Here is a 20320-nt window from a genome sequence, read left to right as displayed (position 1 = left end):
TTTCTGTTTACTGTCCAGCCTTAGCCGGTCCCAGCTCCAACACCTTAGACGCCTCCTGGAAAATCTTAGAGAAGCCGGAGATGGACGTAATGGCCGCCCGCTCCAACTGCCGGTCGATGAGCTTGTCATACTCCACCAGCACATCCCCGGTGCGCACCAGCTCCAAGGCGTAATTCTTATCCAGGCCGATGATGGTATGGGCGGGCACCGCACTGCTGCGCAGCAGGGTGGCCCCCATCGGCGTCACCATCTTCCCGGTGCCCTGGAAGCTCAGCCCCGCCGCCGCGTCCCGCAGCTCCGGCAGCTTCAGCACCTGGGCCATGGCGTCCCCCACCAGCAGGGTATTCATGGTGTAGGGGTCAAACTGGCTCCAAAAGTCCACCAGGGCCCCATAGTCCAGGGTCCCGGCGGTGCCGGAGATCACCCCGTCCCCAATGGTGAAGCGCTGGGCGGCGTTGCTGTTGCCGTCCCCCTTGGTGATCACATCAATGGCATCCGCCACATGCATCCGGTTGATGTAGGCCCCGATCTGCCGCAGGGTCACAGAGAACAGGTCCAATCTTTGGAACTGGATGGCCTCATAGGAGGCCACCAGCATCCGCCCCCGCTTGTGGAGCTTCACCAAATTCTCCTGGGAGGTCACCTTGGTCTGGGGGATCTCCGCCCCTTCCGCCACCATTTTCAGGCTCTTGCCCTCGTCGGAGGGCTGGGAGGCAATAGAGCGGTAGTCCATCCCGTTGATGGTGGTTTCCGCCGCGGTCATCAGCGGCAGGATGTCACTTTCCTCCATCCCCTGGCGCACCGCCCGGGCCACGTATTCGGGGAAGAGCACCGCAGACTCCCAGGTGGCGAAGAACTTTGCCACCACATCCGACGCCGGCCCGTTTACCTTGATGTCAAAGCGCTTCAACTGCCGCTGGAAGGCGTCCAGCTTTTCCAGGGGCGTGCCCTGGTACTGCTCCGAGGGGTCGCACTTTTCCAGCACCTTGGTGAAGGAGCGCCCCGCCTCGTTGTACATCCCCTTCTCCAGCTTCACCGTCTCAAACTGATATGCCATGTACCATTACCGTCCTTTCTCTCTGTTCTCAAAGGAACAGGCCCAAGGTCTTGCTGCCGCTGTCCACCTGGACCACCAGGTATTCCCGGCCGCTCTCCGCCGCCGTCACGCCGCCGCTGCCGTCAGCCGCCAGCCTTGCCCAGCCCAGGGCCGGGGCGGTGCCGGTATAGGGCAGCTGGGCGTAGCCCTTCACCTGCACCGCCGCGCAGCCCCCCCGGACATTCAGCGCCAGCCCCACCAGGGCCGCCCCGTTTCCGGCATTCTTCACCGTGCCGTCGCTGTCCATGGCCACCGGGACCCCCGCCGTCACGTCTTTTTCCTGGAAGGTCACCACTGCCATCTCGATTCCCTCAAACGATACCATCCCGTTTTCCTCCTTTGTTTGATGTTTTCCTGCTGTCAAATTTGGAACGCCGCCTCATCCAACGGCGCGTCCTCCCCGTCTCCGCCGCCGTAGGGCAGCTGCACCGGCAGGGCCAAGCGCTTCTCCATCCGCTTCTGGTAGCTCTCCTGTAAGGCCTCCAACTCCTGCACCTCCAATTTCTCCACAATGGACCCTAGGGTCCCTCCGTCCAGCTCCTCCTGGACCATCAGCCCCAGCCGCAGGGTATCCCGGCGCAGCCGTTCCAGATAGTGCCGGCCCACCGCCGCCTGCTGTTCCAGGCCCTTCAAGTCCTCCTGCCAGGCGCCCTCCGGGTCCGCCCGCTTGAGGGCCTGCCACAAGCCCTCGGGCTGGTAGCCCTTCACCACTCCCGCCAGCCGCTGGGCGGGCACCGCCACGAAGGACCACTCAAAGGCGTCCACCGGCTCTTCCAGGCGCACGATACAGCGCTTGCCCTCATACACCCGGCCCTTCACATGGCTGCAAAGCTCCCGGTCGTGGATGTCGTTGCCGCAGATGGAGCACACGCTCCTGCGCACCGCGCAGCCCACGCTGACCTCTTTTTTGATGCCGCCCTCGATTTCCGCAATCAGCCCCGCGTTCTCCTGGGTGCGCAGCATGTAAGCATAACCCTTCAGGTAGCACCCCGGCTCCCCGGCCTCGCTCACCGCCCCTGGCTCCTCCACGATTTCCGTGCGGTACAGCCGGGCCGTCTGGTCCCTGGCGCTCCAACTGTGGTCAAAGATGCCGGTCTTTCCCACAAAGAGCTCCGCCAACAGCTCCAATCCCCGCCGGTCGAAGTACTCGTCGTCCCGGTCTGTCTGGTTGTCACACAGCCGCACCGGGAAGCAGTACACCTCCTCCCCGCTGAGATTCCCCCGGCTCAACCGGTTGATGGCCGCCAGCTCCTGCTCCGGCAGCCCCGCCGTCTCCATCCCCTGAACCGCCTGGCCCTGGGCCTGCTTGGTCACTGTTTTCATGGGCACGCCTCCTTATCCTCATCCTCTGTGTTTTCCTCTGGGTCTCCCGACGCATCCTCCGCCTGGGTGGGCGCATCCTCTCCCCCTTCCAGCTTCCTGGCCTGCTGGCGGTACAGCGCCGCCTTGGCCTCCTCCACCTGGTCTTGGAGGTTGATCTCCTCCCATTCCAACTGGAAGGGGCAGTCATAGCCGTGCATCCGCAGCCACATTGTGCAGACCTTCTCCACCACCGGCGTCAGGGTCCGCCGCAGGGCGGTGAGCTCGCTGGTCATAATGTCCGCCTGCTGGCTGCTCATCCGCTCGGTGGAGGACCAGGTCAGCCCCAGCAAAAAGGGCGGGATTCCCGTCTGGGAGATCAGCTGTTCAATGAGCAGCCGCACCGGCGCCTGGCAGTCCGGGATGCTGCACTCCGCCCCGATGACCTTGATCTCCACGTCCCCCACCGCCACAAAGTCCCGCACGGCCCCTGCCCGGGTGCTCTGCATGGCCTCGCTCCACCCCCGGGCCAGCTCCCTGCTGCGCTCCCGGAGGCGACCACTGTTCCACTCCTCCTCCCCTGGCTTGTAGGTCACTGCAAAGCGCACATTCCCCGCCCGCTCCCAGTTGGCCCCCAGGGTCTGGTAGATTTTCAGCAGCACATTGGCCAAAAAGGGCATACTGTGCAGCAGCGACACCCCATAGGGGTTCTCCGGGCTGGGGTGGTAGGGGGTAAACAACAACAGCTCCTGCCGGGGCAGCACCCGGCTCTCCCCGTTGCTCTCCTTCACCGCCAGCAAAATATCCAGGGGCGAGCCGTTCTCCTTCACCTGGATGCTGGACACATCCCCGCACAGCACCGCCGCGATCTCCCGCCCGTCCCGGCTGAGGACGATCTCCCCCACCGCCCGCCCGCAGGTGAGCAGGCAGTTCAGATAGCTGTCCAGAAAGGCCTGGATGCCCCGCTGGTTCCACCCGGCAGGCACCGTGCGCAAAAACTCGTTGAGCCCTGCCTGGGCCCCCTGGTCCTCACACAGCACCCTCAGCCCCCCGGACAGCCGCACCAGCTTCAAGATGGCGGCGTCCACCACCGGCACCGCCTCCCGGATGGCCCGGTACAAGCTGAATTCCGGCCGGTGCATGGGGATGTACCCGTCGATGAGCTGGAAGGGGTGCCGCTGCTCCGGCCGGATCTGCACCTGGGCCGGCAGGCTCTCCTCCTTCCGTCTCCGTTTCCAAATTCCCATCGCGTCTCCTTTCTACGCATCTCTCTCCACAAACCCGGCAAAAAATCCCGTCCCCGCCCCTTCCTCCGGGGCCACCACCGTGGCCACAAAGTAGCGGATTTCATCCATGGCGTGGTCGAACTGTTTTTTTACCTTGTCGTGGTCCCCGGCGCTCAGGTCCCAGCAGTAGGCCCCAAACTCCCGGATGGCGTCGCCGCAGGGGGTACAGATGACGATCCGCCCATGTTTCAGGGCGTCCGCCGTCATGCGGATGCCTGAGAGCACATCGTTCTTGGCCTTACGCACCTGCCACCCCTCCCGGCGCAGCAGCTCCAAAAAGGAGGCCGCCGAGGGGTCCACCACCACCGCCTCAATCTCCCGCCCGCCGGCCAGCTCCCCCAGCCGCTGGGCGTATTCCTGGTCCGTCTGCTGCCGCTTGGCCTCCCGGGCGTCGTAGTAGTACTCCTTCACCCGGTACCACCGGTCCCCGAACTTCCCCCACAGCCCCAGAGAGGTGGGGTTCACCGTGCCGTAGTCGCAGGAGATCACCCACCGCTGGGCCTCCCCTGCAGGCACCGCCTCCACCATGCCCTGGTCAAAGAAGTCGTACACCAAGCCCTCCGCCGCCGTCCATTCCCCCAGCACAAAGCGCCGGTAAAAGGCCCCCTGGAAGGCCCGCTGGTATCGGGCCCGGGTCTCCTCACTGAGGCTGGGGTTGTCCTCCATGAAAAAGCGCAGGTGCAGGGCGTTGCGCGCCTGGCAGCGGCAGATCCACTCCCGGTAGAACCAGTGCCCCGGCCCCTCCGGGTTGCAGGAGAACCAGAACTTGGCCCCCGTCACCGAACAGCGGGCGCAGGCCTGTTCCACAAAGGAGCGGGGCATCAATGCCACTTCGTCCAGCAGCACCCCCGCCAGGGTCACCCCCTGGATCAGGGCCGCGCTGCCCTCATCCTTGCCGCCGAAGAGGAAGAAGGTGTTTTCCTGTCCCCCCAGCCGCAGCAGCAGCTTGTTCCGGGAGACCTTTTCCTCCCACTGGAAGCCCAGCTCCCCCAGCAGCGGCAGCACGCTGGAGAGCAGGTTGCGCCGCACGGACTCCGTGGTCTTGCCGCACAGGGCGAACTGCTGCCCCCGGTACCGGGCCATGGCCCAGAGGAAGAAGGACAGCCCCAGACACATGGTCTTGCCGCTGCGCACCGCCCCGTCGCAGATGATGGCGTCCATCCCCCGCTCCGGGGCGCTGTCGCTCCACCACCGCAGCACCTGGCGCTGTTTGGGGGAAAAGCGTTGGATCATCCCCCCTCACCGGCCCCGCCCTCTTCCAGGGCCCGGAGGAAGGCCGCCGGCCCCTCGCCCCCCTCCTCCTTCATCTGTTCCAGCAGCTTCACCAGCACCGCCGCCCGGTCTGTGAGCTTCACCTCTACCGTGCCGTTGCTGTTGCGCCGGAACTCCGTCAAGCAGCCCAGCTCCAAGCCATCGATGGCCTCCCGGTCCTCCCCGCTGAGGTAGGCCAGCTTCACCGCGTCGTTGGCGGACCCCGCCGCCAGCTCCAACATCCTGCGCAGCACCTCCTGGCGCTCCACGTTCTTTTTCTGTTTCAAAGGCATCCCTCCTTTTTCCAAGGCCCGCGCCTGCAACAAGCGCCTGACACCCCTGGTGGGATTCCCCCGATTTATGTACAGTCCCATACACCTTGCAAAAAACTTTTTTCCCCGCCCTGCCTTTCCCAGTCCCATCTTTTCCCCAGGGCATAGCGCAGCCCCCGGGGCGCCCCAGATAAAAAGGGCGCCCCGGGGGCTGTCTTTCCGGCGATGGTTAGCCGTTGTTGTTGCTGGAGAACTCGCTATTGGACTTGCCGGACACGCCGGAGCCGCTGTTCTTGCCGTTGGCCTGCTTGCTCTGGCCCTTCTGCTGGGCCTGCTGGGAGCCGAACTCGTTGCAGGGCTTGTTGTTCTTCTGGCTCATAGCTTTCATCTCCTTTCCATGGGATTCGCTCTTAATATGTCCCCTGGGCGAAAAGTTATACACTTGACGAAAAAAACGTTCCATGCCATAATGTCCATACTTGAATGTTCAACCGAATCGCGCCCCGCGCAAAAAAGAAAGCAGGTGCCCACCATGGCAAGAAAGGTACTCATTGTAGAGGACGAGAGCAACATCGCCGAGCTTTTGAATCTCTATTTGAAAAAAGAAGGCTACGAGACGAAGGTTGCCGAGGACGGCGGCAAGGCCTTGGAGCTCTACCGCCTCTTCCGCCCCGACCTGGTCCTTCTGGACATCATGATCCCGGTGATGGACGGCTGGGCCGTCTGCGCCAAGATCCGGGAGACGGACAAGACCCCCATCATCATGCTCACCGCCAAGGGCGAGACCATCGACAAGGTGGCCGGCTTGGAGATGGGGGCCGACGATTACATTGTCAAGCCCTTTGAGATGAAGGAGCTCCTGGCCCGGGTCCACGCGGTCCTGCGCCGCCTGGGCACCGACGAGGGCAAGGCCCGCCGCCTCAGCTTCGACGGCCTGGTGATCAACCTGGACTCCTACGAGCTGGAAGTCCAGGGCAAGCGCATCGACACCCCCCCCAAAGAGCTGGAACTCCTCTTCCACCTGGCCTCCTCCCCCAACCGGGTGTTCACCCGCAACCAGCTCCTGGACGAGGTCTGGGGCTTTGACTACTTTGGCGACTCCCGCACCGTAGACGTCCACATCAAGCGCCTGCGGGAAAAGCTGGAAGGGGTCAGCGGCCAGTGGTCCCTGAAAACCGTCTGGGGCGTGGGCTATAAGTTCGAGCTCCACGGCTCCACCAGCTGAGGCCCCCCATGAAGCTGCGGAAAACCACCATGTACCTGCGCCAGATGGGGGTCATGCTCGCCCTCATCGTGTTCTGCATCTCCCTTCTGGGCGCGGGCTTCCTCTCCCTGTCCTATCATTACAATAAGAACCAGGTCCAGGAGGCCATCCAGCGGGACATCAATTCCATCTCCCAATACGCCAACGCCCTGGTGAGCCAGGGCATGCCCCTGTTCTCCGACCAGTTCCGCCGCTACCTCTCCTCCATTGCCACCATCACCAGCGCCACCGTCCTGCTGTGCCAGTCCGATGGCTGCATCGTCTACGCCGCCGGGGATGCCCTGCCCAAGGACCGCTCCGTGGTGGGTGACTTCGTCCCCTCCTGGGCTGTGGGGGAGCTGCTCACCGACAAGAGCTACAGCGGCACCACCACCCTCAACAGCATCCTCACCACCGAGAGCTTCGTCTCCGGCGTCCCCATCATCCCCGTCACCCTGAACCCCATCACCGGGGAGACCATCGCCATGGGGGACCCCACCGGCATCCTCTTCATCGCCTCCGACGCCTCCTCTATGCTGGCCTTCCTGCGCAACTCCTTCCAGCTCTTCTTCCTCACCGCCGTGGCGGTGCTGCTGATCTCCCTGGTGATCTGCTCCATCACCGTCCAGCGCCTGGTGGACCCCTTAAAGGTCATGTCCCGCTCCGCCTACCAGTTTGCCCACGGGGAGGTGGACACCCGGGTCACCCAATACGCCAACCGCACCGACGAGATTGGGGAGCTGGCCGCCGCCTTCAACGCCATGGCCGACTCCCTGGCCCAGGCCGAGCGCCAGCGCAGCGAGTTTGTGGCCAACGTCTCCCATGAGCTCAAGACCCCCATGACCACCATCGCCGGCTTTGCCGAGGGGATTTTGGACGGCACCATCCCCCCGGATAAGGAGCGGGAATCCCTGCAAGTGATTTCCTCCGAGACCCGCCGCCTCTCCCGCCTGGTGCGCCGGATGCTGGACCTGTCCCGGATGCAGTCTGACCAGCGCATTTCCGCCCAGGAGCAGTTCGACGCCGTGGAGCTCCTCCTCCGGGTCCTGGTGAGCCTAGAGCAGAAGATTACCGAAAAGGAGCTGGACGTGGAGACCACCCTCCCCGACGGCCCTGTGATGGTCTGGGGGGACCCCGACGCCGTCACCCAGGTGTGCTATAACCTCCTGGACAACGCGGTGAAATTCTCCACCCCCGGCGGCCGCCTCTCCCTGAAGATCACCACCCGGGCCGGCAAGGCCTATGTCTCTATCGGCAACCAAGGGGAGACCATCCCCCCCCAACAGCTCAGCTACATTTTCGACCGTTTCCACAAGGCCGACACCTCCCGCTCTTCCCACAAGGAGGGCGTGGGCCTGGGCCTCTACATTGTCAAGACCCTGCTCAATGCCTACAAGGAGGAGATCACCGCCACCAGCGAAAACGGCTATACCGAATTTACCTTCACCCTCTCCGAAGTGTGAAACATATTTTCCCGTCCTTTCCCATATCCTTTTGTATCAGCACACACCCTAGTGAAAGGACGGGATCTCTATGCCCTTTGACGAAAAGAACCCAAGCCCTGCGCCCACCCACCGCATCACCCTGGACCAGCGCCGCCGCCTCACCGTCTCGGGGGTGGAGGAGGTGGAGAGCTTTGACGAGTCCTCCATCGTCATGCGCACCCAGGACGGCAGCCTCATCATCCACGGCAGTGACCTGCACATTGAAAAGCTCAGCCTGGACGGCGGGGACCTCCTGGTCCAGGGGGAGGTAGATGCCCTGACCTATGAAGAGGAGGTCCCCAGCAGCTTCCTCTCCCGCCTCTTCCGGGGATGACCATCTCCCTGGAAGCCCAGGGCCAAGCCTTCCTGCTCACCCTGGGCATGGGGGCCCTCCTGGGCCTCTACTATGACCTGCTGCGCCTGCCCCGGCTGCTGCTCCCTCCCCGCTGGGCCCAAGAGCTGCTGGACTTGCTCTTCTGGCTGGGGGCCTTCTTCCTGCTCTTCCTCTGCGCCACCTGGCTAGAGGGGGGGCGCGTCCGGCTCTACCTGGCCCTGGCCCTTTTGTGCGGCAGCCTGGCCTATTTCTTCCTGCTCAGCCCCGCCGTGCGCCATCTCCTGTCCCGCTTCGCCGCCCTGGTGGCCCGGCTGCTGGGCTTCCTGCTCTCCCCTCTGCGCCGCCTGGGCAGTGTTCTCACGGCCCAGTGGGCAAAATTTATCCGCCCCCGCCTGGAAAATTGGAAAAAATCCTTTTCTTTTTCCCAAAGATGGAGTACAATGAGTCAGTTTCATTGTCTGCACCGGCGCGTGTCCCGCAGAAAAAAGGAGGTGTCGCACCATGCCGCGCAGCAAAAAGGGTGGTCTGATCCTTCGGCTCCTTCTCCTGGTCCTTCTGGCCTACATGGTCATTATGCTGGTCCGGGTCCGGGGGCAGATCACGACAGCCTCCAACGACCTGGACCAGCTCACCGCCCAGGTCTCCCAGCAGCTCCAAACAAACACCGAATTATCCAACGCCATCGAAAACCGCGATGACCCCAACTATTTGAAAGACATCGCCCGGGAGCGCCTGGGGCTGGTCTCCCAGGACGATTGGGTCTTTTACATCGCCGATTAAACGCCCCCATCCCGGGGGATTTCGCCCTCACCCCAGCAGGGCGCATTACAACGAGGAGGATTTTCTGAACAGATGGAAATCAGTGTAGGTTCAATTTTGGAGGGAAGCGTCAAAAGCATCACCAACTTTGGTGCTTTCATCTCCCTGCCCGGCGGCCGCAACGGCCTGGTCCACATATCTGAGATCGCCCATTCCTACGTCTCCGACGTCCACGACCATCTCACCGACGGGCAGACGGTGAAGGTAAAAGTCGTGGGCATCGACGATGCCGGTCGCATCAACCTGTCCATCAAGAAGGCGACCCCTCCCCCTCCCCGTCCCCAGAGCGCCCCTAGGAAGCGCCCCGGCCCGGACAGCCGAGAGGGCGGCGAGCGTCCCAACCGCGGCGGTGGCCATCCCCACTTCCGGGAACCCCGCAACGCCGCTCCCCAGCCCGCCGGCCCCCCGGATTTTGAGGCCCGCTTGAAGCAGTTCATGCAGGCCTCCGACAGCAAGCTCTCCGACCTGCGCATGAGCGAAAAGCGCTCATCCCGCCGTTCCGGCCATCGCTAAGCAAACAAACCGCTCCGGTCATCCCACGACCGGAGCGGTTTTTCTTGTTTGGATTACACCTCCAGCGTCCCCCGCCGGATGTTCTCTTGCAAAAGCTGATCCGTCACTTCATATAGTTTCTCGGACCCCAACCGGGTGCCCCGCTGCCGCTGGTACACCTGCTCTGCTTTTACCCCATGGGCTTTCCAGTCCCCGCCCTGGTTGCTGTGGTTGAGCAGCAGGGGCTGTAAGTTGTCCATGGCGTGGGCGAACCGGGCCTCTGCCGACGCCCCCGCCTCGAACTCGTCAAACAGGGCGATGAGCTCTGCCTTCTGGTCCTCTGGCAGCATCCCGTAAAGGCTCTCCTTGGCCGCGTCCTCCCGGGCCTTCTGGGTCTCCAAGCCCTGGGCGTCGTAAGCGTAGGTGTCCCCCGCCTGGATTTCCACAATGTCGTGGATCAAGCACATCAGCATCACCTTGCCGATGTCCACCGCCTCGTTGGCATATTCCCGCAGCAGGTAGGCCATCACGGCCATATGCCAGGCGTGTTCCGCGTCGTTCTCCCGCCGGCCGTGGCCGGACAGATGGGTCTGCCGCAGCACGTTTTTCTCTTTGTCGATTTCCAGTGCAAAGGCAAGCTGTTTCTCAAGCCGCTGGTCCATGATCTCAGTCCTCCACCCGGTGTTCCAGTTCCCCGATGCCCTCAATCTGGCACCGCACCACATCGCCCTTCTTTAGGAATTGGGGGGGCTCCAAGCCCATCCCCACCCCTGCCGGGGTCCCGGTGGCGATCACCGTCCCCGCCTGCAAGGTCATTGCCTGGGAGAGCTCATGGATGATGTGGGGGATGGAGAAAATCAACTGGTCTGTCACCGCCTCCTGCCGCAATTCCCCATTCACCCAGGTACGAAGCGGCAGCGCCGGCGGCTGGGCAAAGGCGTCCTTGGTAACGATACACGGCCCCATAGGCGTGAAGCCATCCAACCCCTTGCCAAAGTACCACTGCTTGTGCCCTGTCTGCAAGTTCCGGGCAGACACATCGTTGACGATGGTGTATCCAAACACATAGTCAAAGGCCCCTTCCAAGGGGACATTCTTGGCGTCCCGCCCTAAGACCACCGCCAGCTCCGTCTCATAGTCCAGGCTGTCCACCAAGTCAAAGTGGCCGGGGATCACCCCCACAGGCCCCGGGCAGTACGTGGCCCGCTTGGAAAAATACACCGCCTGCCCTTTCTGCCGGGTAAAGGCCTCGGGGTCAAAGGCCTCTGCCTCGCTTTTGTGGGCCTGGTAGTTCATCCCCAGGCAGATCACATCCTGCCTGGGCCGTGGGATAGGTGCCAGCACCCGCACTGCCTCCAACGCCAGCTCCCCGGGTTTCTCCGCCGCAGCCTTCAAGACCTGATCCCGCCGCTCCGGCGCATCCATAAGTAGTGCATTCATGTCCCCATAGGGCAGCTTCACCAGCCGCCCCTCCGAGGCCTCCAAGCAAACCCATTCCTTCCCCAGTTCTTCCACCGTATACAATCTCATCCTTCAAGCCCCTCCTTCGTACACCTCGCGGGTCCCATACAAGTCCGTCCTTCTCCCCATCAAAATCGGGATCTGCCTCCGGTAGTGCTCCAACTCCTCCAAGGGCACCTCCCGCACCAGCACCCCCGCCTTCTCATCCAGCGCGCCCCGCACGGCCCCCCAGGGGTCGCACAACAGGGAGTGCCCATAGGCCACATAGGCGGCGTCTGTATCCCTGGCGGGAGAACACCCCGCCACGAAGCACTGGTTATCCAACGCCCGCATCCGGAAGCTCAGCTCCCAGTGGGCAGGCCCTGTGGTCATATTGAAGGCAGCCGGGACAAGGATCAGCTTCGCCCCCCGCTGCCCCATCACCCGGAACAGCTCAGAAAAGCGGATATCGAAGCAGATTGCCACCCCCAGGGGCCCGAACTCCGTGTCCACCACGGTGATCTGCTGCCCCGGGCTCAAGGTATCCGACTCCCGGAACCGCTGCCCGCCGGGGACATCGATGTCAAAGAGGTGCAGCTTCCGGTGCCGCCCCAGCTCCACCCCCTGGGGGGAGAAGATGTAGCTGGTGTTGTAGATGCGTCCCCCTTCCAGCTCCGGCACCGAGCCCCCCACCAGGGTCAGCCGGTACTTCTTCGCCGCGTTGGACAAAAACTGCCAGGTCTCCCCTCCGGCCTCCTCGCCGTAGGCTGGAAAACAGCTGTTGTCATAGGGGCAGTTGAACATCTCCGGCAGCAGCGCCAGGTTGGCCCCCTGGGCCGCCGCCTGTTCCAGCAGGGCATCCGCCCGCCGCAAATTCTCACCCTTGTCCTCTGTCACCTGCATTTGGCACAGCGCCAGTATACACTTCATCTGCCCCGCTCCTTTCTCATTGCCCTTGTCTCAAGTCCTCGCCTCGCCCACCAGGGCGCTGGCCCCCAGCCGTTCCGCCCCCAGCTCCAAATAGGCCTGGGCGTCCTCCAAGGTCCGCACCCCGCCGGAGGCCTTCACCAGCACAGATTCCGGCAAATTCTCCCGCAGCAGGGCCACATCCTCCCGGGTGGCCCCTCCCGTGGAGAAGCCTGTGGAGGTTTTCAAATAGTCCGCCTCCGCCTTGGCCACAATTTGGCACAGCTTCTGCTTCTCCAAATCCGTCAACAGGCAGGTTTCAATAATCACCTTCAACGGCCGCCCCAAGCAGGCCGCCTTTACCCCGGCGATCTCCTCTTCCAGCTTCTTCCAGGCCCGGTCTTTCACCCAGCCGATGTTGATGACCATATCGATCTCGCTGGCCCCGTTTTCCACAGCGTCCTTGGTCTCAAAAATTTTCGCCGCCATGGTGTTGTACCCATTGGGGAAGCCGATCACCGTGCATATTTTCAGGTTCCCCTGGACATACTCCACAGCCTCCTTCACATAGGCCGGCGGGATGCACACCGTAGCGCATTGAAACTCCATGGCCTCATCGCACAAGCCCTTGATCTGCTCCCAAGTACACTCCGGCTTCAGCAGGGTGTGGTCCACGTGGCGGAGGATTTCCATCTTATCCATACCATTGTCTCCTTTGCTCTCTGATTTATGTTTGGTGCCCTTAGTTTACCATATTCCACCGTCAGATACCAGCGCAACACTGGAAACGCTGGATTTTTCTTTTCTGTTAAAACGCGCCCAGCCGCACATACTACTCCCGCGGCTGCACCGCCGCCAACTTGTATCAACGTATAAACGCGATAGAGACCAAAGAGAAAAAACAGGAAAGGAGGGAACGTATGGCTCGCAAACTGATGACCGCCGCTCTCATCCTCACCCTTGCCCTCACCGCCGCAGGCTGCGGCACGAAAAACGCCGGGGCCTCCGCCCGCAACTGGGTAGACGGCTATGACCGCACCTACGAGGCCACCGGCGACGGCCACTACGCCGCCGACAACCAGGGCCAAGTCAAGGGCTACGGCGCCCACAGCAACGACACCGGCCGTGACGTCACCGACAGCCTCAAAAACGCTGGCCGTGATGCCGCCAACGGCGCCAAGAACGCTGGTCGGGACGTGGCCAACGGCATGAAGGACGCCGCCCAAAACATTGGCGACGCCACCGAGGATGCCCTGGACGACATGGGCAACGCCGCCAAGAAGTCCTCCCAGCAGCTCACCAACAACCACTAACCCTTTCTAATTATTCTATGGAAACGGCACCCCCAGCGCACGCGCCGGGGGTGCCGTTTTCCGTGTGCCCAAAGGGCCTCACTTTTTTCCACCTGGGGACGGGGCCTGCCCCTTCTTAAAGGGTCAAGGAGGGGGCAGAATACACCCGGTCCTTCAGCTCACTGTTGAGCATATACAGGCCCTTGGAGTCGCCGCCATAGAGCTCCATCTTGGTAATCATGTCCGCGGCGTTCTTCTCCTCCTCGCCCTGCTCCTTCACGAACCAGTCCAGCACCTGCATGGCCCGGTAGTCCTTGGCCTCAAAGGCGGCGGCATAGATGCCATTGATGAGGCTGGTAACCAGCTTTTCGTGCTCCAAGCCGGCTTTCAGGGGGTCCATGTGGTCCTTGAGCACCTTGTCCGGCTGCTTGATGGCCCCCAGGGTCACCTTTTCGCCATTGTTGTGGAGGTACTGATAGAACAGCATCGCGTGGGACTGCTCCTCCTGGGCCTGGATGCGGTACCAATTCTCAAAGCCATCCAAGCCGACGGAGGCATAGTAGTTGGCAAAGTCCAGATACAGGTAGGCGGAGTAGAATTCATGGGTGATCTGCTCATTGATGAGTCTTGCAACGGTTTCATTCATGGTGGGGTTCCATCCTTTCTGTGAGAAAATTTTTGCAAACACATCATAGCACTTTTGCCCCGGATTGAAAAGAGAAACTTTCCCCGCCCCGGTAAATTTTTCCCCCTTCATGAAATCTTCATCTCCCCTCTGTATCATCTTAAACTCTGTCCTGCTATACTAAACACAACAAGGGGCAGCCGCCCCAATCCAGAGAAAAGGAGCCATCCGCCATGAAAAAGACCCTCCAAGATGCCGCCGTATTGGGTATCTTCCTTGTCTCCCTGGCCCTGGCCGCCTGCACCCCCGCCCCCAGCCAGCAAGCCAAGTGGACGGACAGCCAAGGCATCTACGCCACCACCCTGCACAACAGCGGCGAGGACGAGAGCACCGCCGCCTACCTGGCCATCGCCCAGCGCAGCCAGCAGCTGCTGGCGCAGCTGGAAGCCCACACCGCCACATTTGTTATGGACGCCTACAATTACCAGTCCATCGACGACCAAGGCACCCCCCTCTACACCATGAATGCCCACGACCTCCCTGTGGAGATCGCCCCCAACGGCCACTGCATCCGGGTCAGCCCCAACTATTTTGCCCAGAATCCCATTGAGACCGCCGACGGCGCCCCCCTTCTGGACCAGTTAGTCCAAGACCCCCGCACCCTGAACCTCCTGGTCCCGGAGCAATACCGCAGCCAGGAAGCGGACCTTCTCGCCGCCCATCTGGCGGACTTCTATTTTCAAACAGTCACCGCCACCAATGATTACAACGAGATGTCCGGCCAGCCGGAGCGCCTGTCCCTCACCCCGGCAGACCTGTCCATCCACCTGATCTACGTCAAGGACGGCCAGCGCTATTTCACCTACCGGGCCGACTGCGCCCCCCAGACCGGCAACTGGATCACCGACCCTGTGGTGCAAATCTATAACGGCAGCATTCACTGTAATTACGCCCACAGCATCCTCTCCCAGTGGGCCTATTACCCCTCCCAAGCCGGCAGCGCCGAAGCCGCCTATCAGGAGCTTCTCCCCTACATCACCGCCTGCGGCGCCCAAAACAGCCTCCGCAGCCTGAAGCCCCTCGCCCCATGATGCCCCTTCACGCATAACCACCCCGTTTCCTGTCCAAACTATGGAAAAGGAAACGAGGTGGTTTTTTGCAAGTACGCGACATTATGAACCAGAATGTGGTCAGCATTGAGCCTGGGGAGAGCGCCGCCCTGGCCGCCCGGCTCCTGGCCCGGCACAACCTGGGGGCCCTCCCGGTCTGCTCTTCCAAGGGGGTCCTCCAAGGCATCGTCAGCGACCGGGATATCGTCCTGCGCTGCGTGGCCACCGAGGAGGACCCTTCCGGGCTGAAAGTGGGGGAGATCATGACCCGCTATCCCTGCGCCATCGCCCCGGAGGACGACGTGCGCCAGGCGGCCCAGCTCATGTCAAGCAAGCAGATCCGCCGCCTGCCGGTGGTGGAGCAGGGCCATGTGGTGGGGATGGTCTCCCTGGGGGATTTGGCCAAATGCGGCCGCTATGAGATGGAGGTCTCCCGGGCCCTTCTGGACATCTCCGAAAACATCCGCCAGCCTTAAACCTGTTCCAGCAGGCTCCGGATGCGCCCGGCGTAGTCCCAATCCTCCTTGGCCAATTCCAGAAACAGCTGGGACAAGCTGGGGTCCCCGCAGCCGTCTGCCCCGGCCAGGCAGGCGGCCATGCACGCCTGCTCCCGCATAAAGCGGCGGCGCAGGGTGCCTAAGTACGAAGTTGCCGGGGGGAAGCCCTCCCCCTCCGGCCAGTAGCGCACGCCGGAGATGAGGAACTCTGCCGCCGAGAGCCGTTTGGCCTGGCGGAGCTTTTCCTTCCCCAGGGTGGCGAACACCCGGCCTGGGCCACCCCCCACCCGCCGGGACAGCCGCTGGTACTCCTTCCAATCCCCGATACAGCGGCGGATCAGCTCTTGGATCAGGGGCACCCAGTCCATACAGCTGGGCCCCAGCACACACAGGGATTCCCAGCCGGGGAAATCGTTGTTGGGATGGTCCGTGCAGGGGGGCACCGGCAGCACCTCCTGGGGCGGTTCCGGGGTCTGGCTGGGGGGTGTCCCCTCCTCTGGGCCGTTCTCCGGGGGGAGCTCCCCCTCTGTGTCCCCTGGTCCCGGCGCGGGTTCTGTGGCCGGGGGCTGGGCCTCCTTGGGCTCCATCTCTTCCCCCCAGGCGATGGGGCAGCTCTCCCGGCTGCCTGTCATCACCCGCTTCCATACCCGTTCAAAGACCTCCTTCTGGTCCTCCGGCATACTGGCGTTCAGCCGTTCATCCATGGCGCAATACCTCCTTTTTCCGTTTCTCTATCCTATGCGGGATGGTTGGATTTGGCAATCACTGGGGGAAATTCGATAATTTTTGCAAAATTTCGTTTTTATCCTTTCGATTTCCCCCAAAATGGCATATAATAGTGGTCTAATACATGGCCCGCCGCCCCCGGCGGAGCCCAACGAAAGGGAGGGATGCCACCATGCTGCTTCGTGTCCTAGCGGTAGGGGATGTAGTCTCCGACACCGGGCTGGACTGCCTGCGCCGCCACCTGCGCCATCTGAAAAAAGAGCACGGGGTCCACTTCACCGTGGTCAACGGCGAGAATGCCGCGGGCCTGGGCCTGCTGCCCCACCACGCCGAGGAGATGTTGGACGCCGGTGCCGACGTCATTACCCTGGGCAACCACACTTGGAGCAAGCGGAAGATCTGTGACTATCTGGACAGCTCCCCCGCCATCCTCCGCCCTGCCAACTACGCCCCTGGCCTTCCTGGCCGGGGTTTTGGAGCCTATGACGGGCCGGAGGGCCTGCGCATAGGGGTGCTGAACCTCATGGGCCGCTTCCAGCTGGACTCCAACCTCTCCTCCCCCTTCCGGGCCGCCGACCGGATTTTGTCGGGTCCGGGGCAGGAGTGTGACGTGCTCCTGGTGGACTTCCACGCCGAGGCCACCAGCGAAAAGGGGGCCATGGGCTGGTATCTGGACGGCCGTGTCCAGGCGGTGTGGGGCACCCATACCCACGTCCCCACCGCCGACACCCAGATTTTCCCCCAGGGCACCGGCTTTCTCACCGACCTGGGGATGACCGGCCCGGACCGTTCCGTTCTGGGCATCCGCCCGGAGCACTCCATCAACCGTTTTTTAGGTGGGCTGCCCACCCGCTACGAGGCCGCCCCCGGTGCCGCCAAGCTCAACGCAGCCCTTTTCACCATTGACACCCAGCGCCGGGTCTGTGTGGATGTACAGCGCTGCGACATCCGGGAATGACCCCACACCGATCAACCAATCAAAGGAGGATGCTTACGTGCTGACCTTTCTTCACGGCGCGGACTTTCACCTAGATTCCCCCTTCCGCGCCCTCTCCCCCGAACAGGCGGCCCAGCGGCGGCAGGAGCAGCGCCAACTGCTCTACCGCATGGCAGACCTGGCCCAAGACGCCGAGGTCGACTTGCTCCTCCTGCCTGGGGACCTCTTCGACAGCCAGCGGGTACGGCCCGAAACCCTGGAGATTCTCTACGATGTCTTTGACAGCCTGGACTCCGTGGTATTCCTGGCCCCCGGCAACCACGACCCCTACACCGACCGCTCCCCCTACCGCACCGCCCAGTGGCCGGACAACGTACATATCTTCTCCCAGGAGGACCCGGAGCGGGTGGCCCTGCCGGCCCTGGACGTAGTGGTCTACGGCAGCGCCTTTACCAGCTCCCACCGCCTGGGCAGCCCCCTGGAAAACTTCCAGGCCCAGAAGGAGGACCTCGTCAAGGTGGGCTGCTTCCACGGGGACCCCAGCTCCCCCAACAGCCGTTACGGCCCCGTCTCCTATGAGGACATCGCCGGTTCCGGGCTGGATTACCTGGCCTTAGGCCACATCCACAGCGCGTCGGGACTCAAGCGGGTGGGGAACAGCTTTTACGCCTGGCCCGGCTGCCCCGAGGGCCGTGGTTTTGACGAGACCGGGGACAAGGGGGTCTACCTGGGTCAGATTGAGGATGGCCGGGTGAGCCTGGACTTCGTCCCCCTGGCCCACCGCCGCTACCTGGCCCCCAAGCTGGACATCACCGGCAAGGACCCCCGCCAGGTGCTGGAAGCCTATTTCGCCCAGGCGGACTCCAAGGACATCGTCCGCCTCATCCTCACCGGGGAGCGGGAGGAGGGCAACGAGCCGGACTTGACGGCCCTCACCGCCCTGGCCTCCTCCCACTTCTACAGTGCCCAGCTCTATGACAACACCATCCTCGCCGCCGCCCTCTGGGCCCGGATGGAGGAGGATACCCTCACCGGCCTCTTCCTGCAAAGCATGTACCAACGCCTCACCCAGGCCTCCCCCGCCCAGCGGCCCCTGTTGGAGCGGGCGGTGCGCTTTGGCCTGGCGGCCCTAGAGGGAAGGGAGGAACCCCGATGAAGCTATTGAAACTCACCGCCACCTTCGGCTGTCTCCAAGGGGAGACCCTCACCTTCGGCTCTGGCATGACCCTCATCGGTGCCGCCAACGGCAGCGGCAAGTCCACCTGGTGTGCCTTCCTCCGGGCCATGCTCTACGGCCTGGATACCCGCCAGCGGGACAAGCGGGGGGCCCCCGCCGACAAGAACCGCTACCGCCCCTGGAACGGGGCCCCTATGGAGGGCTCCATGCTCTGTGAATATAGCGGTTCCGTCATTGAGGTCCGCCGCACCTCCCAGGGCGGGGTCCCTATGGGGGATTTCTCCGCGGTGTATGTGGACAGCGGCCGCCCCGTCCCCGGCCTCACCGGGGAAAACCTGGGGGAAACCCTCACCGGTGTAGGGCGGGAGGTCTTTGACCGCTCGGTTTTTCTCCGCCAGAGCAGCCTGGCCGTCACCCAGAGCCAGGAGCTGGAACGGCGGATTTCCGCCCTGGTGTCCACCGGGGAGGAGGAGGGCTCCTGGTCCGAGGCGGACGAAGCCCTGAAAAGCTGGCAGCACCGCCGCCGCTTCCACAACGCCGGCCTGCTCCCCCAGCTGGAACAGGAGGAGCAGGAGATCAACGAGACCCTCCGCCAGACCAACGGCCTGCGCCAGGACCTGGACCAGGCCCAATCCCGGGCCGATGCCCTGCGCCAGGAGCAAGCCCGCTGGGATGCGTTGTGGAAAGAGGAGCTGGACCAGCGCAAAGCCAGCAGCCGCCAGCGCTATGACCAGGCCAGCACTGAGCTGGACGCCGCGGAGCACCGGGTCCGCACCCTTCAGTCCCAATACCAGGCGGAGGCGGACGTGGAGGGGCAGCGGGAGATGGAGGAGGACGTGGAGGACCTGCAATACGCCCTGCGCCTGCGCCGCCGCCATCACCTGGTTTTCGTCCTCTTATCCCTCTTGATTACCCTGGCGGCAGCGGCCTGGTACGTTGTGGTAAATCCCATGTACCTGGAACCCCTGCTGCCGGACTATCCCCTAACCTGGCCCCAGCCCCCCCTGATCCCCCTGGCCGCCGCCGTGGGGGCCCTGTGGCTGCTGGTGCTTCTCACCGGCCTGTTCAAGCTGCGCAAGGACCGCCGGGACCGCCAGGAGCTGGACGAGCTCCAAGACCTCCTGGAAGAGGAGCGCAACCACGCCCAACAGCACCAGGAGCTTCAAGACGCCCTGGCCCAGCGGGAGCAGGCCCGGAAATACTTTGAGGCCGTGGAATCCACCCAAAGCCAGGAGGCCCCCACCCGCTCCCCGGAGGCGGAATCCTGCCGGGAGGCCCTCCACACGGAAGAGCGGGCAATCTCCCAGTTGGAGGGCCGTCTCTCCGCCCTGGGGGACCCTGTGCTCCTGGAAGCCCGCCTGGACAACCTGCAAGAGGAGCGCAGCCGCCTAGAGACAGACTTCGAGGCCATCTCCCTGGCCCGGGAGGTGTTGAGCCAGGCCGACGAACAGCTCCACGCCCGTTTCTCCCCCCAGCTCAGCCAGCAGGCCGCCCTGTATTTCTCCAAGCTCACCCAGGGGAAATACGACCAGATCAACCTGGACCGCAGCCTGAACGTCACCGTCCGGGAGACCGGCAGCTTCAGCGACCGCCCCCTGGCCTATCTCAGCCGGGGCACCGCGGACCAGCTCTACTTATCCCTGCGCCTGGCGGTGGCCCAACTGCTCCTCCCCCCAGGGCAGCCCACCCCCCTGGTCCTGGACGACGCCCTGCTGACCTTCGACGACCATCACCTGGCCATCACCATGGAGCTGCTCACGGAGCTGTCCAAACAGCGGCAAGTGATCCTCTTCACCTGCCAGCACCGGGAGTTTGCCCTCCTGGAAAACGCCCGGGACCTCACCACCCTCAAGCTCCCCGGCTTTTGACCCAACAGACAAAACACTCCCGCAGAGGGTGATTTTCTTAGCGGTGGGGCGTTTCCTTGCCAGCGAGCGGTTGCCCAGACAGCGGGGACAACGGGAGACAGACAACCCATTCAACTTGGGATTGCTATTGCCGGGAAACTGGCGTATAATGAGAGCAAATATGATTT

General features: G+C 63.2%; 24 protein-coding genes and 1 pseudogene. 12 read left to right on the top strand and 13 right to left on the bottom strand.

Going from position 1 to position 20320, the window contains the following annotated elements; all coding sequences use genetic code 11:
* Window positions 1-7: 7 nt before the first annotated feature.
* The 7 genes from ACTOZL_RS03950 to ACTOZL_RS03920 form a co-directional block, all read right to left on the bottom strand.
* A complete protein-coding gene (locus ACTOZL_RS03950) occupies window positions 8-1057 on the bottom strand; it encodes a phage major capsid protein (protein WP_482476786.1) in 1050 nt (349 codons plus the stop codon).
* A gap of 28 nt (window positions 1058-1085) precedes the next feature.
* Window positions 1086-1421, bottom strand: coding sequence for a hypothetical protein (locus ACTOZL_RS03945; protein ID WP_482476785.1), 336 nt, complete (start codon window positions 1419-1421; stop codon window positions 1086-1088).
* Between the two features lie 35 nt (window positions 1422-1456).
* Window positions 1457-2419 (bottom strand): hypothetical protein, encoded by a 963-nt coding sequence (locus ACTOZL_RS03940; RefSeq protein ID WP_482476784.1) that lies wholly within the window; start codon window positions 2417-2419, stop codon window positions 1457-1459.
* Entirely contained in the window at window positions 2416-3642 is a 1227-nt protein-coding gene (locus tag ACTOZL_RS03935; protein WP_482476783.1) for a serine/threonine protein phosphatase, read from the bottom strand. The genes ACTOZL_RS03940 and ACTOZL_RS03935 overlap by 4 nt, the downstream gene beginning before the upstream one ends.
* A gap of 12 nt (window positions 3643-3654) precedes the next feature.
* Window positions 3655-4914, bottom strand: coding sequence for a PBSX family phage terminase large subunit (locus tag ACTOZL_RS03930; RefSeq protein ID WP_482476782.1), 1260 nt, complete (start codon window positions 4912-4914; stop codon window positions 3655-3657).
* On the bottom strand, window positions 4911-5219 hold the full coding sequence (locus ACTOZL_RS03925) for an XRE family transcriptional regulator (protein ID WP_482476781.1): 309 nt from the start codon (window positions 5217-5219) through the stop codon (window positions 4911-4913). The genes ACTOZL_RS03930 and ACTOZL_RS03925 overlap by 4 nt, the downstream gene beginning before the upstream one ends.
* Window positions 5220-5433: 214 nt before the next feature.
* Window positions 5434-5583 (bottom strand): hypothetical protein, encoded by a 150-nt coding sequence (locus ACTOZL_RS03920; protein ID WP_482476780.1) that lies wholly within the window; start codon window positions 5581-5583, stop codon window positions 5434-5436.
* Between the two features lie 153 nt (window positions 5584-5736).
* Here ACTOZL_RS03920 and ACTOZL_RS03915 point away from each other — a divergent pair, with 153 nt between their 5' ends.
* The 6 genes and pseudogenes from ACTOZL_RS03915 (at window position 5737) to ACTOZL_RS03890 (ending at window position 9597) form a co-directional block, all read left to right on the top strand.
* Window positions 5737-6429, top strand: a complete 693-nt coding sequence (locus tag ACTOZL_RS03915; RefSeq protein WP_482476779.1) for a response regulator transcription factor — start codon at window positions 5737-5739, stop codon at window positions 6427-6429.
* Between the two features lie 8 nt (window positions 6430-6437).
* Window positions 6438-7910: a sensor histidine kinase gene (locus ACTOZL_RS03910; protein ID WP_482476778.1), complete on the top strand. Its 1473-nt coding sequence runs from the start codon at window positions 6438-6440 to the stop codon at window positions 7908-7910.
* A gap of 70 nt (window positions 7911-7980) precedes the next feature.
* Window positions 7981-8265, top strand: coding sequence for a sporulation protein YabP (yabP, locus tag ACTOZL_RS03905; protein WP_482476777.1), 285 nt, complete (start codon window positions 7981-7983; stop codon window positions 8263-8265).
* Window positions 8262-8519 (top strand): annotated as a pseudogene (gene yabQ, locus ACTOZL_RS03900) (spore cortex biosynthesis protein YabQ); the annotation flags it as partial. The gene yabP and the pseudogene yabQ, both read left to right, overlap by 4 nt.
* Before the next feature lie 247 nt (window positions 8520-8766).
* Window positions 8767-9045, top strand: coding sequence for a septum formation initiator family protein (locus ACTOZL_RS03895; protein WP_482476776.1), 279 nt, complete (start codon window positions 8767-8769; stop codon window positions 9043-9045).
* Window positions 9046-9117: 72 nt separating this feature from the next.
* The gene (locus ACTOZL_RS03890) at window positions 9118-9597 is read left to right on the top strand and encodes a S1 RNA-binding domain-containing protein (protein WP_482476775.1); all 480 of its coding nucleotides are present in this window, start codon (window positions 9118-9120) and stop codon (window positions 9595-9597) included.
* Between the two features lie 53 nt (window positions 9598-9650).
* Here ACTOZL_RS03890 and ACTOZL_RS03885 read toward each other — a convergent pair whose 3' ends face one another.
* The 4 genes from ACTOZL_RS03885 to deoC are packed head-to-tail and all read right to left on the bottom strand — an operon-like array spanning window position 9651 to window position 12624.
* Window positions 9651-10238, bottom strand: coding sequence for an HD domain-containing protein (locus ACTOZL_RS03885; protein WP_482476774.1), 588 nt, complete (start codon window positions 10236-10238; stop codon window positions 9651-9653).
* A gap of 4 nt (window positions 10239-10242) precedes the next feature.
* Window positions 10243-11106: a fumarylacetoacetate hydrolase family protein gene (locus tag ACTOZL_RS03880; protein WP_482476773.1), complete on the bottom strand. Its 864-nt coding sequence runs from the start codon at window positions 11104-11106 to the stop codon at window positions 10243-10245.
* A gap of 3 nt (window positions 11107-11109) precedes the next feature.
* Window positions 11110-11946 carry a carbon-nitrogen hydrolase family protein gene (locus ACTOZL_RS03875; RefSeq protein ID WP_482476772.1) on the bottom strand — a complete coding sequence of 279 codons (837 nt, stop codon included), beginning with the start codon at window positions 11944-11946 and terminating at the stop codon, window positions 11110-11112.
* 30 nt (window positions 11947-11976) lie between these two features.
* Window positions 11977-12624 carry a deoxyribose-phosphate aldolase gene (deoC, locus tag ACTOZL_RS03870; protein ID WP_482476771.1) on the bottom strand — a complete coding sequence of 216 codons (648 nt, stop codon included), beginning with the start codon at window positions 12622-12624 and terminating at the stop codon, window positions 11977-11979.
* Between the two features lie 218 nt (window positions 12625-12842).
* Here deoC and ACTOZL_RS03865 point away from each other — a divergent pair, with 218 nt between their 5' ends.
* Window positions 12843-13235, top strand: a complete 393-nt coding sequence (locus tag ACTOZL_RS03865) for a hypothetical protein (protein WP_482476770.1) — start codon at window positions 12843-12845, stop codon at window positions 13233-13235.
* Between the two features lie 115 nt (window positions 13236-13350).
* On the opposite strand, the gene ACTOZL_RS03860 is transcribed toward ACTOZL_RS03865, so the two are convergent.
* The gene (locus ACTOZL_RS03860) at window positions 13351-13860 is read right to left on the bottom strand and encodes a ferritin (protein ID WP_482476769.1); all 510 of its coding nucleotides are present in this window, start codon (window positions 13858-13860) and stop codon (window positions 13351-13353) included.
* A 212-nt stretch (window positions 13861-14072) separates the two neighbouring features.
* Between ACTOZL_RS03860 and ACTOZL_RS03855 the strand changes: the two genes are divergently transcribed.
* On the top strand, window positions 14073-14930 hold the full coding sequence (locus ACTOZL_RS03855; protein ID WP_482476768.1) for a hypothetical protein: 858 nt from the start codon (window positions 14073-14075) through the stop codon (window positions 14928-14930).
* Between the two features lie 83 nt (window positions 14931-15013).
* Window positions 15014-15424, top strand: coding sequence for a CBS domain-containing protein (locus ACTOZL_RS03850; RefSeq protein WP_482476767.1), 411 nt, complete (start codon window positions 15014-15016; stop codon window positions 15422-15424).
* Here the strand turns inward: ACTOZL_RS03850 and ACTOZL_RS03845 are convergent.
* Window positions 15421-16149: a rubrerythrin gene (locus ACTOZL_RS03845; RefSeq protein WP_482476766.1), complete on the bottom strand. Its 729-nt coding sequence runs from the start codon at window positions 16147-16149 to the stop codon at window positions 15421-15423. The two genes, ACTOZL_RS03850 and ACTOZL_RS03845, sit on opposite strands and share 4 nt — an antisense overlap.
* A 194-nt stretch (window positions 16150-16343) precedes the next feature.
* Here ACTOZL_RS03845 and ACTOZL_RS03840 point away from each other — a divergent pair, with 194 nt between their 5' ends.
* From ACTOZL_RS03840 to ACTOZL_RS03830, 3 genes are read left to right on the top strand one after another with little or no spacing between them, the layout of a single operon-like run.
* Entirely contained in the window at window positions 16344-17129 is a 786-nt protein-coding gene (locus tag ACTOZL_RS03840; RefSeq protein WP_482476765.1) for a TIGR00282 family metallophosphoesterase, read from the top strand.
* 37 nt (window positions 17130-17166) lie between these two features.
* Window positions 17167-18264, top strand: coding sequence for a metallophosphoesterase family protein (locus tag ACTOZL_RS03835; protein WP_482476764.1), 1098 nt, complete (start codon window positions 17167-17169; stop codon window positions 18262-18264).
* Window positions 18261-20153, top strand: coding sequence for an ATP-binding protein (locus ACTOZL_RS03830; protein WP_482476763.1), 1893 nt, complete (start codon window positions 18261-18263; stop codon window positions 20151-20153). The genes ACTOZL_RS03835 and ACTOZL_RS03830 overlap by 4 nt, the downstream gene beginning before the upstream one ends.
* Window positions 20154-20320 lie beyond the last annotated feature (167 nt).

The organism is Evtepia sp. (assembly GCF_056797215.1).
Note: the sequence above shows the minus strand (reverse complement) of the source record. Positions and strands in the feature narration are given on the sequence as shown.

Excerpts from the sequence above, each read along its gene's own strand:
- ACTOZL_RS03950 (WP_482476786.1), bottom strand. The coding sequence starts at position 1,057 with ATGGCATATCAGTTTGAGACGGTGAAGCTGGAGAAGGGGATGTACAAC.
- ACTOZL_RS03945 (WP_482476785.1), bottom strand. The coding sequence starts at position 1,421 with ATGGTATCGTTTGAGGGAATCGAGATGGCAGTGGTGACCTTCCAGGAA.
- ACTOZL_RS03940 (WP_482476784.1), bottom strand. The coding sequence starts at position 2,419 with ATGAAAACAGTGACCAAGCAGGCCCAGGGCCAGGCGGTTCAGGGGATG.
- ACTOZL_RS03935 (WP_482476783.1), bottom strand. The coding sequence starts at position 3,642 with ATGGGAATTTGGAAACGGAGACGGAAGGAGGAGAGCCTGCCGGCCCAG.
- ACTOZL_RS03930 (WP_482476782.1), bottom strand. The coding sequence starts at position 4,914 with ATGATCCAACGCTTTTCCCCCAAACAGCGCCAGGTGCTGCGGTGGTGG.
- ACTOZL_RS03920 (WP_482476780.1), bottom strand. The coding sequence starts at position 5,583 with ATGAGCCAGAAGAACAACAAGCCCTGCAACGAGTTCGGCTCCCAGCAG.
- ACTOZL_RS03915 (WP_482476779.1), top strand. The coding sequence starts at position 5,737 with ATGGCAAGAAAGGTACTCATTGTAGAGGACGAGAGCAACATCGCCGAG.
- ACTOZL_RS03910 (WP_482476778.1), top strand. The coding sequence starts at position 6,438 with ATGAAGCTGCGGAAAACCACCATGTACCTGCGCCAGATGGGGGTCATG.
- yabP (WP_482476777.1), top strand. The coding sequence starts at position 7,981 with ATGCCCTTTGACGAAAAGAACCCAAGCCCTGCGCCCACCCACCGCATC.
- ACTOZL_RS03895 (WP_482476776.1), top strand. The coding sequence starts at position 8,767 with ATGCCGCGCAGCAAAAAGGGTGGTCTGATCCTTCGGCTCCTTCTCCTG.
- ACTOZL_RS03890 (WP_482476775.1), top strand. The coding sequence starts at position 9,118 with ATGGAAATCAGTGTAGGTTCAATTTTGGAGGGAAGCGTCAAAAGCATC.
- ACTOZL_RS03885 (WP_482476774.1), bottom strand. The coding sequence starts at position 10,238 with ATGGACCAGCGGCTTGAGAAACAGCTTGCCTTTGCACTGGAAATCGAC.
- ACTOZL_RS03880 (WP_482476773.1), bottom strand. The coding sequence starts at position 11,106 with ATGAGATTGTATACGGTGGAAGAACTGGGGAAGGAATGGGTTTGCTTG.
- ACTOZL_RS03875 (WP_482476772.1), bottom strand. The coding sequence starts at position 11,946 with ATGAAGTGTATACTGGCGCTGTGCCAAATGCAGGTGACAGAGGACAAG.
- deoC (WP_482476771.1), bottom strand. The coding sequence starts at position 12,624 with ATGGATAAGATGGAAATCCTCCGCCACGTGGACCACACCCTGCTGAAG.
- ACTOZL_RS03865 (WP_482476770.1), top strand. The coding sequence starts at position 12,843 with ATGGCTCGCAAACTGATGACCGCCGCTCTCATCCTCACCCTTGCCCTC.
- ACTOZL_RS03860 (WP_482476769.1), bottom strand. The coding sequence starts at position 13,860 with ATGAATGAAACCGTTGCAAGACTCATCAATGAGCAGATCACCCATGAA.
- ACTOZL_RS03855 (WP_482476768.1), top strand. The coding sequence starts at position 14,073 with ATGAAAAAGACCCTCCAAGATGCCGCCGTATTGGGTATCTTCCTTGTC.
- ACTOZL_RS03850 (WP_482476767.1), top strand. The coding sequence starts at position 15,014 with ATGAACCAGAATGTGGTCAGCATTGAGCCTGGGGAGAGCGCCGCCCTG.
- ACTOZL_RS03845 (WP_482476766.1), bottom strand. The coding sequence starts at position 16,149 with ATGGATGAACGGCTGAACGCCAGTATGCCGGAGGACCAGAAGGAGGTC.
- ACTOZL_RS03840 (WP_482476765.1), top strand. The coding sequence starts at position 16,344 with ATGCTGCTTCGTGTCCTAGCGGTAGGGGATGTAGTCTCCGACACCGGG.
- ACTOZL_RS03830 (WP_482476763.1), top strand. The coding sequence starts at position 18,261 with ATGAAGCTATTGAAACTCACCGCCACCTTCGGCTGTCTCCAAGGGGAG.